At 42.6% G+C, this 14,004-nt stretch carries 12 protein-coding genes; 3 read left to right on the forward strand and 9 right to left on the reverse strand.

Annotated features, from left to right (window positions below; translation table 11 throughout):
- Window positions 1-9 precede the first annotated feature (9 nt).
- Window positions 10-1,392, forward strand: coding sequence for a PrsW family glutamic-type intramembrane protease (locus tag GTQ43_RS00345; RefSeq protein WP_265269683.1), 1,383 nt, complete (start codon window positions 10-12; stop codon window positions 1,390-1,392).
- A 314-nt stretch (window positions 1,393-1,706) separates the two neighbouring features.
- Here the strand turns inward: GTQ43_RS00345 and GTQ43_RS00350 are convergent, their stop codons facing one another.
- The 4 genes from GTQ43_RS00350 to GTQ43_RS00365 form a co-directional block, all read right to left on the reverse strand.
- The gene (locus GTQ43_RS00350) at window positions 1,707-2,354 is read right to left on the reverse strand and encodes a hypothetical protein (protein ID WP_265269686.1); all 648 of its coding nucleotides are present in this window, start codon (window positions 2,352-2,354) and stop codon (window positions 1,707-1,709) included.
- Between the two features lie 146 nt (window positions 2,355-2,500).
- Window positions 2,501-4,084, reverse strand: coding sequence for a CHAT domain-containing protein (locus GTQ43_RS00355; RefSeq protein ID WP_265269688.1), 1,584 nt, complete (start codon window positions 4,082-4,084; stop codon window positions 2,501-2,503).
- Between the two features lie 148 nt (window positions 4,085-4,232).
- Window positions 4,233-6,506 carry a protein phosphatase 2C domain-containing protein gene (locus GTQ43_RS00360; RefSeq protein WP_265269690.1) on the reverse strand — a complete coding sequence of 758 codons (2,274 nt, stop codon included), beginning with the start codon at window positions 6,504-6,506 and terminating at the stop codon, window positions 4,233-4,235.
- Window positions 6,507-7,049: 543 nt separating this feature from the next.
- Window positions 7,050-7,409: an NAD(P)H-quinone oxidoreductase subunit M gene (locus tag GTQ43_RS00365; RefSeq protein WP_265269692.1), complete on the reverse strand. Its 360-nt coding sequence runs from the start codon at window positions 7,407-7,409 to the stop codon at window positions 7,050-7,052.
- Window positions 7,410-8,298: 889 nt separating this feature from the next.
- Here GTQ43_RS00365 and GTQ43_RS00370 point away from each other — a divergent pair.
- Window positions 8,299-8,583 carry an Npun_R1517 family heterocyst differentiation transcriptional regulator gene (locus GTQ43_RS00370; protein ID WP_138498346.1) on the forward strand — a complete coding sequence of 95 codons (285 nt, stop codon included), beginning with the start codon at window positions 8,299-8,301 and terminating at the stop codon, window positions 8,581-8,583.
- A gap of 485 nt (window positions 8,584-9,068) precedes the next feature.
- Here GTQ43_RS00370 and GTQ43_RS00375 read toward each other — a convergent pair whose 3' ends face one another.
- The 5 genes from GTQ43_RS00375 to ctpB form a co-directional block, all read right to left on the reverse strand.
- The gene (locus tag GTQ43_RS00375) at window positions 9,069-9,764 is read right to left on the reverse strand and encodes a response regulator transcription factor (protein ID WP_265269697.1); all 696 of its coding nucleotides are present in this window, start codon (window positions 9,762-9,764) and stop codon (window positions 9,069-9,071) included.
- A gap of 49 nt (window positions 9,765-9,813) precedes the next feature.
- Window positions 9,814-9,939 carry a hypothetical protein gene (locus tag GTQ43_RS41670; protein WP_414859104.1) on the reverse strand — a complete coding sequence of 42 codons (126 nt, stop codon included), beginning with the start codon at window positions 9,937-9,939 and terminating at the stop codon, window positions 9,814-9,816.
- 45 nt (window positions 9,940-9,984) lie between these two features.
- Entirely contained in the window at window positions 9,985-10,233 is a 249-nt protein-coding gene (locus GTQ43_RS00380) for a WD40 repeat domain-containing protein (RefSeq protein ID WP_265269699.1), read from the reverse strand.
- 94 nt (window positions 10,234-10,327) lie between these two features.
- Window positions 10,328-11,317: a glycosyltransferase gene (locus GTQ43_RS00385; protein ID WP_265269701.1), complete on the reverse strand. Its 990-nt coding sequence runs from the start codon at window positions 11,315-11,317 to the stop codon at window positions 10,328-10,330.
- Between the two features lie 135 nt (window positions 11,318-11,452).
- The gene (ctpB, locus tag GTQ43_RS00390) at window positions 11,453-12,793 is read right to left on the reverse strand and encodes a carboxyl-terminal processing protease CtpB (RefSeq protein WP_265269703.1); all 1,341 of its coding nucleotides are present in this window, start codon (window positions 12,791-12,793) and stop codon (window positions 11,453-11,455) included.
- A 309-nt stretch (window positions 12,794-13,102) separates the two neighbouring features.
- On the opposite strand from ctpB, the gene GTQ43_RS00395 reads away from it, so the two are divergent.
- On the forward strand, window positions 13,103-13,801 hold the full coding sequence (locus GTQ43_RS00395; protein WP_265269705.1) for a YdcF family protein: 699 nt from the start codon (window positions 13,103-13,105) through the stop codon (window positions 13,799-13,801).
- Window positions 13,802-14,004: the final 203 nt, after the last annotated feature.

Here is a 14,004-nt window from a genome sequence, read left to right on the forward strand (position 1 = left end):
ACTAACTCGATGACAGGCAAAAACGCAAGACATAATGCATTTCTGCGGCTAGTGTCTGGTAATGGGGCAACTTCTGGATCAGAATCTCGCTACTCGCTGCCCCCCAGTAAAGAGATGGTAATTGGACGCGACCCCAGCTGCCAAGTTGTCTTGGATGCCATGATGTACCGGATGGTATCTCGTCGTCATGCAGTGGTTCGTCCCCTCTCTTTATCCCCAGATAGCAAATTCAGCTGGGTGCTTTGTGATTTAAATAGTGCTAATGGCACTTATTTGAATGGCCAACGCTTATATGAATGTCAGGAATTGCACCCAGGCGATCGCATTTCTCTAGGTGCTGATGGCCCACAATACGTTTTTGAGTACGAGTTTACTTACCAAACCCCGGCTACAACAGTTAACCAAGTTACACCATTACCTTCGGCGACAAATTACCACGGACACACCCAATTAAAGCAGCCAGATTCTGTTAGCTTTACCCAGCTTTTTCCCATTATTTCCACTGGTAAAGATTTAACTCGGAAAGCTTATCTCGTACCGGGAATACTGACCGTAATCTTTGTAGTATTAATGTTTGCGACAGTTGGTCATCCCCAAGCGAATCAAGTTATCGTCGCAACTTACATCGCCTTCGCTGCCTACTATTTTGTTTACCAACTTTGCGGTAAACAGAAGCCTTGGTGGGTGCTAATGGGTGCAGCATTGAGTACAACCCTGATTTTGCTCAGTCCCCTGTTGGATCTATTTATCTTCGTGTTTCGCGGCATTCTTCCTGGAAACTTGCCCTCATCCCAAGAATCTATCACTTTCACCGAGTTGCTGGTACGGATGTTTTTTGGCGCTGGGTTGATGGAAGAATTACTTAAGGCATTGCCTGTACTTGGGGCGTTTGCCATTGGGAGGATGTTGTCTTCACCTTGGCGGGAACGCATAGGGGTGTGGGAACCTCTAGATGGTATTCTCCTCGGAACAGCTTCGGCTGTGGGCTTTACTCTCTTAGAAACTCTCGGTCAATATGTGCCGGATATTACTCAAAATGTGTCGCAACAGGTTGGTACAGGCGCTGCCGGTCAATTAGCGGGTTTACAGCTGCTAATTCCGCGAATTTTAGGCTCTGTAGCGGGACACATGGCTTATAGTGGCTATCTGGGCTATTTTATCGGGTTGGCTGTTCTCAAGCCCAGTAGAAGTTGGCAAATTCTCTCTATTGGTTATCTTAGTGCTGCTGCGCTCCATGCTTTGTGGAATGCAACAGGATCGATTAATGCTTTACTGTTGGTAGTTGTTGGGGTGTTATCTTACGCCTTTTTGATGGCGGCAATTCTCAAGGCAAGGGCGCTGTCACCGACGCGATCGCAAAATTTTGCTACCCGATTTTTGGGCCCGAAATAAGGGAGTAGGGAGATAATTTGAATATTTATATCTTTGGATAGATGGCCTAGTTAGAAAATCAGCGTACCGTTCAATTCTATTATGGGATAACTATGCCTAAAAAATAAAAATCATTAAACTTCTTGCAAAAGTCTTGATTTTCGACTCCTCTTTGCGCCTCTACGTAATGTCAATGAACATCTTTGCAAGAGATGACTCTGAACGTATAGAGATTACAAAACGTGGGCTATGCGAACACAGCGCAAGATGAAAATTTGAGCTTTCTCTACTTTTTCTGTTGCCCGTAACCTACCAACTGTTACCTGTTCCCTATTTTATAGTTCAGACTGAGACTGGTTGAGTTGAGTAAAAGCATAAGAAGCGATCGCTAAACTAACCTTTGCTTTCTCTACTTCTGATAAAGCTGCCCACTCGCTATTATTCAGATTACTGAGTGCAGATGCGGCGTTTTGCGATTCACTACTCCGCATAGCATAAGCAAAAGGACGAGCCAAAACTAAAAGATCCTCTGTTCCCCAAGTTGGTAGTACAGTTTGAACGCATTCAACTAGTTGTTCACCAATTGATTGCTGGGCAGCAAAAATTTCCGCAGCTTTGGTGGCGATGCTGTTGAGCAGTCCTTGAGGTACAGAAGCGGCAAAATTAGTCCGTAGTGCTTCTTGAAGATTTCGCAGTAGTGCTGATTGGAAATTGTGATTATGGCTTGACGTAAGGGATATACCAGACCAAAGTGTGTCTAGATGGTTGTAAAAATCTTGCGATCGCGTCGTCAGTTCTTCATCAAGCAAATCTTGCATTCCGAACTGTTCTTCTAATTCTTGAAAATAAGCTTCTGATTGTTCATCAGCCGGGTTCCAGGGATAGGTAGCATCGTCTGGTTCTAGTAAAGCTTCTAAAAACTCTAAATCTACTTGAGATGGCAAAGAAGAGAATGTGTCTGAGCCGTTAATTTTATGAGCCATTTTTTATTGTCTCCCGATTATTTGGTGGTATTTACAGCTACAATCCTTCAGAAGAGATTTCCGCAAAAGCAGTTGATTTTTCTCCGGGGAAAATAGATTTTAAAAGCTGATGTTCAATATCAAAATCTATTTATGCAATAGCTCTACTAGGAGTCTTCAATAATAAACTCCCAGGTTTCCCCTCTAGCACTTCCAAACTTTAACTGCATTCCCGATTTCAAGGGGACTTCCTCTCGGAGGATTTGTTGCCAGCCATTAGGCCCTAAAAACCAGGTTGTCCCGTAGGTAGAAAAATCTTGCAGATAATAAGTTCGCACCAATGTAGCATCAGTAAGAGTATTGCGGCAAAAGATTTCGGCGTGGCGTTTGGATACAGATGGTTCGGCGATGACGACATCATTATCTTTCGTGCGACCGATGCGGGTAACTCCATAACGCAGTAGCCAGGTTTTACCTTTTGGCGTGAGCGATCGCAACGAAGCAGTGGGAAGCGGGGAACCGATATCAGGAATGGCTGTATCTGGTAGTTCCGTAACACCTTCATCTAGATTTTTAACGAGTTCGCCGTTAAAATCTGGATGCAGATACAGAACAGGCAAAGTCCAAGCTGGTTGATTAAATTTATACAGTGTTAATAATTCTTGCCTAGCCAGTGCTACGGCTTCATCAATTGGTTTGTGCGATCGCAATGCTTCGGTAAAGGCTTGAATAAAACTATGGCTTTCGCGATCGGCGATTTCATCGCGCATCCCCAAAACCGCAGGTACACCATGACGAATCAGTACTTCTGCTAAACTGCTGGCAGGTATTGCTTGATGATTGATAGCGGCTGGTTGTGCGCCCCAACAGGCGTTGAAAACTGCTAATTTTACACCTGTACGGGTCAATACTTGCGCTAATTCGATGCCATTCAGAGGCATATCTGGTCGCAAAAACAGTAATCCTCCGTCTGCTCCTGGCAAACCATGTCCAGCGTAAAAGAAAACATTGTATGCTTTGGTTTCTAATTCTTGAATCAACTCCTGGGGAGTTGGTTGTAGAAGTTGATTAACTATACAAGGTGCATATCTTTGGGAATTACCACCCACAGATGCATCGACAAGACTTTGCTGTAAAAGAGCAGCTTCTTGTTCTAATTGTAGCTTTTTTTCATCATGACCTAAAACCAACAGAATACTTAAAGCTTGGTCAGTTCGGAGATACGGTAAGGGTTCAACTTCGCTACTGGTGCGACTAAATAGTAAATCTTGGGAGAGAGACATAGCCGATTGACCAGGCTCACGTTGCATAATTTCCCAAGGGAGAGCGATGAGATCCGGGTCGCGAATTTCTAGTCGAAAACGCAAACGTGTATGCTGACCCATAGCAATCCCACGACTGCGTTCTAGACTACCAAGAATTTGCCCGTCAAATACCCAGCGCCATAAATTCATTCCTAAATATTGCATCAGACGACTGCTGTAGGGGCCAGTGGTTTGACTTGAAGGGGGGGAAATCCAATCTATGGGGAATGGGTTGGACTTTTGAGATGTTGGGTTTTGGGAAATATCTAGACGACTATGACCGGCAAACATCTGCTGCCATTCTTGCCAAACTTGATTCAGTTCAACAGGCCATACAGAGTCACGTAAAACATAGCCACTGGGATAGGGAGCCTTGACCACCCAAATGGCGAAGTTGTCAGTGCCAGTATTTAGGAGACGGGCGATCGCCAAATTCAGGGATGGCATGGATTCATAAAACTAAAAGCTAAAACAAATAATTTCAAACAACAATTCTTCAAGATAAAAACTTTCTACTTTTTTTACCTTGTAAGTTTTTTACTTTGGTTATTATCTGTTATTATTCCAGGTTTTTACAAGTTTATCGAGTATTTGATTAACTTGGACTGGTATCAGGTGATGGAGTAGCTGGCGGTTGCGTGACAGTTGTACATGGATTTGGTGCATCTGATTGCAAAACCGAGACACCCAAGCGTTTTAGTTGGAATAAATCTACCAATACTGTTGCTGGCAAAGGTTTCAAATTGGGTGGAACTGAAGAAGTAGCTACTGGGTTATTAGTATTAGCTGGAGTTGGCGTGTTTTTATTGTCACAGACTCGCATAGAAACTTCAAAATTTCCCGAAGCTGGTTTCGGATTTGGTTTTGTGTTGATAACTTCTAAAAAAGCTCCTGGGGGAAGGGATTGGTTATTTTTCAAGGGGATTTGATTGTTGGCTTTAATTACCCAACCAGGAGAAAGGTTATCAAGCGATCGCGGTGCGGGTGTCGCTTCGATGGTAGAGTTGGGAGTTGGTGTTGGATTGGCAAAAATTGGCAATGAGCCTGATGGCGATCGCAGTTGCCTGACGAATAATCCTACAGAACCTGCTATGACCACAAATATTAACGGCACAATCCACTGGAGAGGTAATTGGCGAGTTTTCGCCGGTTCGGTGTCTGGAATCACCTGAGTTTTGTGGTTTGAGCTATCTAAAACTGTTGCATCTGTCGCCCTGGAGGACAAATCAACAGTTTTGGCAGAATAACTCTCTGGAATGAAGGCTTTGATGGTGATTTCTGGTTCCCAATATTGGACTTGATAATGAACTAAAGCGACGGTGACATTATCGTGTCCATTTTTAGTATTAGCAATTTCGACTAATCTATCAGCAACATTTGCGATATTTGCTTCTGCGACTAAAATCGGCAAGATTTCTGTTTCCCAGTATTCTTCCACCCGATCAAAATCACTCAAACCATCGGATGTGAGGAGAAAAACGGCATCTTCATCGAGCATAAACCGCGTCGATGTGGGATGCAATGAACTGCTGGGCCCCATACCCAAAGCTTGCACAAGAGAGCCAGCAGCACTTTGTTGTACGGCATCGCGATAAATGGCATAACCTAGCCTTACCTCGCGGGAAGCGACATCATCATCAAGGGTAACTTGATAACAGCCGTGGCGGGTAATCCAGTAAGCGCGACTATCACCTACATGGGTAATATACATTTCGTGGGCCACAGGCAATGCCATGACTAAAGTCGTGCCCATGCGCTGCCGTCCTTGGCGATTTTCACCGTCGTTGCGCTGACTAATTTTGTCATTGGCAATTGCCACTGCCTTTTCTAGGTCATTAAGCAGTAAGGACGGGTCGATATGGTCATAAGGAACTTTTGTGAGTTGCTGTACCTGCTGCTGGATCGTTTCAATGGCTAAATTTGAAGCGACATTGCCACCTTCGTGTCCACCGATGCCATCACAGACAATTGCTAAGGCAGTTGGCTGGGGTGGTTTGCTTACAATAGTTCCACTGGGAGGGCTACAGGCATCTTCGTTGCGTTGACGACTTGGCCCAGTGTCGGTTTTGGTGATAATTTTGATCGTGGGTGTTTGCGATCGCCCTAATTGTGCCAGTCCTCCATCTAAAACTCCGATTAATTGGTCACTTGAGTTAATCTCACCCTGAATTAGGGCAAGGCTAACGCGATCGACAAAATCAACTATGGCTGGTTTGGCATTACTAACCAACTGGTGCCAAAATTGCCCTAATTGCGCTAATTCTGGTGATGTTTCGGAGTCGAAACGCAAATCCAACAACCGAACTAACGATCCTTCTACCCGTAATACAGATGAGTCAAGTAAGCTAGAGGCGACACCTTCACTAACAAGAGGTTGCCACAGATGAGCTATTTGCCATAACCAATTGAGTTGGCGCATCGATGTTGCATCACGCCAAGCGACGGTTAACTCACTGCCCAAATGCACCTTTTGAATTGTGTCATCGACTAACAGAGGCGGCTTTTCTAAGAGTAATATTTCTCTTTCATGGGAAGAACCATCAGCTACAAATAGGACTCCATATACCTGCGGTACGTGTAAGCGGTAGGGAATGAGTCTTAGATAAGCTCTTAAAGGCTGTAAATTTTCTAACTCAGGTGTTAGTGATAGTAAACCAGGCTTTGTATCTAAAAGAACAGATTTATCAATAACTAAATAGCGATCGGCTAATATTTCTCCAGGGCTACCCACACTCGGGCCATCTACCACAGCCCAGAGGTAATTTTTGGGTAGGGGCGTGGAACATCGCTGGCAAAACTTGTGAGTCAGGGGGTTGGCAGCCTGACAATTTTCATTTGGACAGTAGAGCGTTGCCGCGTCATTTTCCATAGTTTTCGCACCGATCAGCGATTGGCAATTTCTTTAATAGCATTAGTAGGGACAATCTAGACCGCTCATCTTTCTTAAACTTGACATACCCAGACTTTAGATGATGATTTTAGCTGGCGGATATCAGCAGGTGCTAATACTTAACTTACGCAAAAAATACGCTCCTAAGTCAACCCTACAGCCTCATCATAGCTTCTATTGCTCTGTGACTCTTGATCACCAAAGCAACTAGCTTCAACCCTGTTAACAAAGCATAACCCAAGCATAACTGCGCTATTTGCTTTTGCTAAATTACCCTATCATCAAGAGGTAGATCGTGTTGGCATTTATTCAGTTTATAAGTAGGATAGCAATAATTAACTTTAATTAAGAATTAAGATCCCTATATACTTTTGCCAAAAGTAGCAGATGAATGAAGAAAAGCTTTCTAAATATCTTTCTTGGTAGAAGAGATAATTCCAAATTCCCCCCTTCCCAACGCGGGAAGGGGGTTAGGTTTTTCGTAGCCTTTTCTAGATGACTACTCGCTACCAACTCTTTAGGTTATGGTTTGTCGTCAATTGCGACTTGAGGGACTCCCATGCTGTAGTTAGTAACGCGAGCAGAAAGATTGTAGCTGAGTTCGCCGAGTTGGAGGAGCGATCGCAGATAATGCTCTAAATCTGACCCCACACGGCGCAAATTATAGTCCGTGAGGTCTGCGCCACTGGATGCTTCTACTAGTTCATCAAATTTTCGATAAACTTTTTGCAGCGCATCTTCATTCCAGTTAAATTCATTATCTGGGTCAATATCTAAGGTTAAGACCTGTTGACTAGGAATCAGTTCGCCATCCCGGTCAATTTCGCCTGCAAAAATGCGGACGTGCCGGGTTGTGGACTTGAGCAGCATCGGGTTATCCATAAAAGGGTGTAAGATTTGGGTGAATTACACTGAAATTATTGTAGACGCTATATTCGAGCTTGAATGCTCTCAATTTACAAGCTTTGAACGCAGTTTCAAAAGGGTATATTGAATGGGCATCAGTAAAAATATCACCTGTACTGATTAACTTCGTACTTATGTTAGGAGTTGAAGATGCAATTAATTGCGAGTACTGACAGTACTCAAACTATTTTTCTGTAAAAATCGCTGAGGAGAGTGTTTTGATTTGGGGTAGACAAACAATTTAAAGCGGTGTGCTAATGTTACCCTCTGCGATAATTTCTCTACTCCTCAAGCTCAAAAGCCAGTAGAGTCAAGCACTTGCCAAGAATAATTCGATCTGTGTACATTTTTTATAGAAAACAAAAGTTTTTAGATTAATAATTATGCCGATCAATTTATTCGGAATTTTCTATTGCAAAAAACGTACATCTAGTAATTCTACTGAATAGTGCTACATCGACCTCTGGCTTTAATAAGTGGAAAAAACTTAAGCGATTTTACTTACGTATAAACACCAAAATTAGAGTAACAAGTCAAACTGTTGTTGACGTTAACATAAAGTTGATGTAAAAACCTTTAAAAAGGTTGAACAACTTCTTACAGAAACTTTATTGTGTAGAATCTTAAAAACTGAATAATAGTTATGGCTTACCATAAGCTACATCTGGTACAGAAACATCAAAATCTAGACAGTGAAAATTTAGCTTGAAAATAAAACACAGGAGAGTGAAATAGGATACAAAAGTGATTGATGAAGAAAAATTCTTAATTCAAGCACTTTGGATTCAAAAGAGATATAAAGAATTTTTGCTGGACATCTACCTCCTTACCCTCATGACAACCAAGTAAAGGAATCTCAATAGCTATGAACTCCAAAGCATTGCCACGCCAGATAAATAATCTCGAAGTAGGTGTTTATGAGTGCGAAATCCATCTCAAATTCCGGTTGATTGAGGAAAAGAGTTTATTAGGCGATCGCGAACAACTCTTACAAGTGCTACTTGATGCATTAACCGAGGGTTCTGATGATTTTCTGGAAACGCTGCAAGCGTCCGTTAAAGCGCAAGAGGTGTCTGAATTCAAAGCCTCACCTCAAATGCGCCGTCAGCTAATGCGCTTGCGTAATGCTGCCGAGAATCCACAAACTTAAAGGTGTAATTTAAGTTGTCAAATAAACATGAATTGGGCATCAAATCGAATAAATGTTGATCCCATAGCCCCGTTGCAATAAAAACTAAGCTACAAGTAGAATTTATAAAATATTGTGATTTCTACTTTGTGAAAGTCTTATTTAGCAGCACAAAGTCCCAGGAACAGTTTCCTCTTTTAAAAACTTTGTAGCAAAGGGTACTGGTAGAATCTGAGAGCAAGTTCAGCCGGGTGCATTTTACCGAGTTTTTATCAAAACATTGCAGGAAGAACAAAACCCTGTGTCTTTACAGGTGAAGGATTAAACAATAGGCGCAAATCAAATGAAAACCTAAAAGATCAAAATAAAAATAAATAACCTTTCTTTTAGCTTTTCGCTTGAGCTAAGTGCCTGATTTGCTGAAATACTTATGTTTTATCTATTACTGGTAGCTGGTAGTAGGTCATGGTTTAGCAGCCAGTTGCCTATTACCAATTACCCAACGCCTATTTAGCCAAACCGTGTTCTAGAGCAAAACGAACTAACTCTGTCCGGCTATTAGTGCCAGTTTTACTAAACAAACGGCTAACGTATTTTTCTACATTGCGGACGCTGGTTTCTAAGCGACGGGCGATTTCTTTATTCATCAACCCTTCAGCGACTAAGTCTAAAACACTTTGTTCTCTGGGAGTCAAATCAATTTTGAAAGGGGCTGGTGATTGGGAAATTGCATTTCTTTGAGTTAACAACGCCTTAATTTGGGAAATCTGATTGGCTAGTTCAGCCAAATCGGGGGTTTCAGCATCATCTCCCGTAGTTGCATTTTTGGCGACGCGGCGGGCTAGCAAATTTTCGACTATGGCCACTAACTCATCTGGATCGAAGGGTTTGGGTAGATAGGCATCAACACCAGCATGATAGCCTTGGATGCGATCGCCTGTCATACCCTTAGCAGTTAAAAATACTACCGGCAGTGCTTGGAAGCGGGGGTCTTCTCGTAGTTGTTTGAGGAACTGATAGCCATCCACTTGGGGCATCATGACATCAGAAATCACCAAATCAGGTGTATTCATCTGCATCCATTCCCAACCTTCAAGGGCGTTACTGGCGACTTGAACGCTGAAACCGCTCTCTTGCAAATAGTCTTTCACGGCTTCCCGTATCCCTGGTTCATCATCCACCAGTAACAATTGTGCTGACATTTAAAATTCCCTTGAGTTTTCCTTTTTCCAATTTAGCGAAAGTTGACAGTCATTGAACAAGAGGATATGGGAATATAAGAAAGATATTGCCGTGTCTATCAGTGACAAGTAGCAAACCATCAGGGCTAAATGTGACAAAATAAACTCCACTGGTATGGCTTTCTAGAGTTTTGATACATCTACCATAGGTTAGGCGATCGCTATTATCTGTAGTTAAATACTATGATTTTGTAGTATGGTCATCGCTAGCGGTAGCTACAATTTTACCATCAGGACTAAAAGCGATCGCCAATACACCATTGCGATGCCCTTTGAGAGTTATCAAGCATACAACTGTATTCACATCCCAGATTTTCGCGGTATAGTCTCCGCTGGCGCTTGCTAAAGTTTGACTATGAGGACTAAAAACACTAAACCAAATCCAATTAGTATGACCCTTAATATATTTTGTATAGGCAGTGCATTGCATAGAGAACGCCAAAAAATATATTCAAATGCATCTTGATTATCAGAGAAATGGGTTTAAAACCCCTCGGTTAGAAACCGAGGGAGATGTCAATCCATTACAATCGATCGATTATCTTGGCATTATCTGGCAGCTTGGCATCTCTTTGCCCAGCAGTACGCGCCCTCGCTGTGAACAAACCAATGGGGGTATTTAATAAATCTACAAGGGTGACTTGACCTGCGATACCTGTGACGGGCTGCACCAACACCTTTTTAATATCCCTTGGTATTTCTTTCAATAACCAACGTGCCAAACGATAGCCGTATTCTTTGGGTGTCATCTCTCGCATCAAATCGACACCGTGCAGTTCGTGTAGATAGCGATTTGAGCGTCCATAGCGCCGCCATTGGCTTTGCAGTTCTTTGAGTGTGGCACGATGGCGGTGCTGAACGATCGCATTTGGGGCAAATTCCAAACGCCCGATGTTTTCTCCCAAAATTCGCCAGCAAATATCGGCATCGCCACCAGTGGTAAGATAAGGACGAAATAAACCCGCTTTTTCTAAGGCGATGCGTCGAATCGCTAAGTTAGCTGTTTGTCCATAGGGACGAAAGGTATGGTTAAGGGTATGCTTTTGCGACAAAGTTTCTTGCCGATCTGCGTGTTGTTCTAGCAGAGTTGTACCTGGTAGTGCCAAAATTTCCCCAGCCACAATTACCACTTCCTTATTGACAAAAGGCTGAATCAATGAATTTAACCATTGTGGTTGAGGGCGACAATCAGCATCGGTAAAAACGATAATTTCGCTCACAGCAGCGCGAATCCCAGTATTACGAGCAGAGTATGAGCTTTGAATTTGGTTTTCGCTCAAGGGACGAATTGTAATTGGGCAGTTTTCAGCAGATGTTTTGAGGATGGTGAGAGTGCGATCGCTACTGTTATTGTCTACTAACAAGTACTCTACCCGGTCTTTTGGGTAAGTTTGAGACAACAAACAGTTGATTAACTCTGGTAAATCCGCCTCACCGTTATAAATAGGAACAACCACCGACACCATTGGTAAAAAACTGGTGGCGGTGGTTGCATCAAGTGGCTGATGATTCATACATCTGAGATTTGGTTGGGAGATAGGATTACTAGCTAGTATTCCCAAACCAAAATCCTAGAACAGTATATTAAGCAGTTTTCGTAACTCCAAAAACCTGGATTTGGGAATACTACTATATAAACACCTGGCAACCTAAAATTTCAGGTTATCGGCGCGGCTCATGGGTCGAGTTGGCTGATTTGCTGGCGGCTGGGCAAAGTTATTATTTGATAAAATTGCGATCGCTCTGGCATATTGGGGATCGCTCTTAGTTCCGATTAAATCGGGATTAGAAGCTAGTTGCCGCTCTTGTGCCTCTGTCAAATCTAGCTTGATATCTGGGGCAATTCCTTTATGATTAATATCTGTTCCCGCCGGGGTGTAGTAATGGGCAATGGTGACAGCCAAACCGGAACCATCTGCGAGTTCATGAACGGACTGCACTAGGGCCTTACCAAAAGTTTGACCACCTACGACTACCGCTCGTTTATTATCCTTGAGTGCCCCTGTGAGGATTTCGCTAGCACTAGCTGAATTCCCATCTACTAAAACTGCTAAGGGACGATTTGTTAAAGCAGTGCGATTGGCTTTAGTTTCTTCAGTACCGCCCACTCGGTCTACTGTCTTGACAATTCCGCCATTGTCATACCACATTCGGGCAATTTCAATACTAGCTTGCAACAACCCGCCAGGATTTCCCCGTAAATCTAAGACATAAGAATCAACTTTCTTGCTGTTCAAATCGCGGATGGCTCGTTGCATTTGATCTGCGGCATGAGCGCTAAATTCCCGCAAACGGATATAACCGACGCGACGATTTCCTTCTTGTCTAAGGGTATAACGTACCGTTGGCACTTCAATACTTGCTCTCGTTAGCTTCAGTTCCAAGGCATTTTGCCCGGCTCGTCCTATTCGGAGCTTGATGGGACTACCCGCTTTGCCGCGAATTAATTTGGAAGCGTCATCTACTTTCATTTTGAGAGTAGATTTGCCGTCAATTGCCAAAATTTCATCACCTGCTTTGATTCCAGCTTTTAGGGCTGGAGAATTTTCTATAGCTTCAACAACAGTCAGCCGTTGAGTTTTTTCGTTTACTTCCATCCGCACGCCAATGCCAGAGACTTCGCCAGATGTTTGGCTAGTCAAGGCTTCAAACTGTTTGGGATCCATGAATCGAGTGTAAGGATCTCCCAACTTTTGTAAAGCTTCGCGGATAGCGGTGTATGCTTCTTCTCGGGAAGAATAGTCTTTGCTTAAGAGGCTTTGCCTGGTTGCTTGCCAATCTTGTTGATTAAATTTGCCATCAACATATTCATGATTCACCAGTTGCCACACTTGGTCAACTATCACTTTTGGACTGTCTTGTAGGGCTAGAGCGGCACGGACACCACGAGTCCAAGCGGGGCCGAACACAGACATTGTAGCAGTTGTGGCGATCGCTCCACCAATCAAGGCTACTTGGAGCGGTGAGTAACTTTTCGCAGATTGGTTCATGTATATTAACTGGAATAATTGTGTTGTTGACAGTTTAGCAATCAGGCTTTCCAGAAATTTTTAAGTTTTTATACCCCAAACTAAGCTATGCGTCTTTCATCATTTTTATCGTTGAATTATGCCGAAAATACTGCATTATTAACAACCATTTCTCAGTTTGTTAGCCATCTCCGGAAGGCTATACTAAATATGTGACACTTTGATTAGCGTCATATTTGTACTTATTCATTACTTTTATAAGATAGCACTTTGATCGCTTAATTGCAGGACTGTTATGCAGCTATTAAATCAGGTTTTATTACCGAAGTCATGAAACGTAAATTTACCAACAAATCATTAATTTCTATTAAAAAAAGTTGTGCTAATCTGTGGCAATTGTTACAAAAACTAACTGGTATCTTGTACTTTGTCTTGGGTACTTGGTTAATTTTTACCACTATAACCTTAGTTTTTGCTTCTTCGCAGCCAGTAGATGCCTTTTTTGTGCTTGGTGGCAGTATTCGTCGAGAAATTTATGTAGCTCAACAAGCAAAACAGTATCCGCAAACCCCAATTTTAATTTCTCATGGTTCCCCAGACCCCTGTATATGGTTAATTTTTCAGCCGGAACTAGTCGAGTTACAAAACATTTGGTTAGAAAAGTGCGCGAATTCCACCTTTGAAAATTTTTATTATGGTATTCCAATTTTACGGCGTTGGGGAGTACATAAAGTCATGTTGATTACCTCGCCAAGTCACTTACCCAGAGCTAAATGGATGGCCCAGATTCTCTTGGGCGCTCATGGTATTTGGGTAGAGCCGCAGATTGTTGAGGAGTCAGGTATTCCAGGAAATAATGAATCTTGGAGCAAAACTGGATTAGATTTAACCCGTAGCCTGTTGTGGGCGATTTTAAGTCAGATTATTCAACCGCAGTGCTCAAATGTTACTAAACTTACTGAAGTAGATATGCAAGCTTGGGAGCATAGAGGTTTTCGTTGTGAACATCAAGGGGGTTTGGGAAAATAAGTGTTGAATGCTGTACATGGATGACGAGGCGTTTAATATTGAGTTATCAAAACCCTATCGCGAAGGGAAATGTCGCATTTCTGTAGAATGCGTAGCCGTCAGGCTTGTCGTCAGACATCGTCATCATTGCAGAAAACTGCATAATTAACGAATATTCACTTATTTCTTATTTAAAGGTGCAGTTCTATTAGATACTCAAAGAA

The organism is Nostoc sp. KVJ3 (assembly GCF_026127265.1).
In the GTDB taxonomy this organism is placed as follows: domain Bacteria; phylum Cyanobacteriota; class Cyanobacteriia; order Cyanobacteriales; family Nostocaceae; genus Nostoc.

Excerpts from the sequence above, each read along its gene's own strand:
- GTQ43_RS00345 (WP_265269683.1), top strand. The coding sequence starts at position 10 with ATGACAGGCAAAAACGCAAGACATAATGCATTTCTGCGGCTAGTGTCT.
- GTQ43_RS00350 (WP_265269686.1), bottom strand. The coding sequence starts at position 2,354 with ATGGCTCATAAAATTAACGGCTCAGACACATTCTCTTCTTTGCCATCT.
- GTQ43_RS00355 (WP_265269688.1), bottom strand. The coding sequence starts at position 4,084 with ATGCCATCCCTGAATTTGGCGATCGCCCGTCTCCTAAATACTGGCACT.
- GTQ43_RS00360 (WP_265269690.1), bottom strand. The coding sequence starts at position 6,506 with ATGGAAAATGACGCGGCAACGCTCTACTGTCCAAATGAAAATTGTCAG.
- GTQ43_RS00365 (WP_265269692.1), bottom strand. The coding sequence starts at position 7,409 with ATGGATAACCCGATGCTGCTCAAGTCCACAACCCGGCACGTCCGCATT.
- GTQ43_RS00370 (WP_138498346.1), top strand. The coding sequence starts at position 8,299 with ATGAACTCCAAAGCATTGCCACGCCAGATAAATAATCTCGAAGTAGGT.
- GTQ43_RS00375 (WP_265269697.1), bottom strand. The coding sequence starts at position 9,764 with ATGTCAGCACAATTGTTACTGGTGGATGATGAACCAGGGATACGGGAA.
- GTQ43_RS00380 (WP_265269699.1), bottom strand. The coding sequence starts at position 10,233 with ATGCAATGCACTGCCTATACAAAATATATTAAGGGTCATACTAATTGG.
- GTQ43_RS00385 (WP_265269701.1), bottom strand. The coding sequence starts at position 11,317 with ATGAATCATCAGCCACTTGATGCAACCACCGCCACCAGTTTTTTACCA.
- ctpB (WP_265269703.1), bottom strand. The coding sequence starts at position 12,793 with ATGAACCAATCTGCGAAAAGTTACTCACCGCTCCAAGTAGCCTTGATT.
- GTQ43_RS00395 (WP_265269705.1), top strand. The coding sequence starts at position 13,103 with ATGAAACGTAAATTTACCAACAAATCATTAATTTCTATTAAAAAAAGT.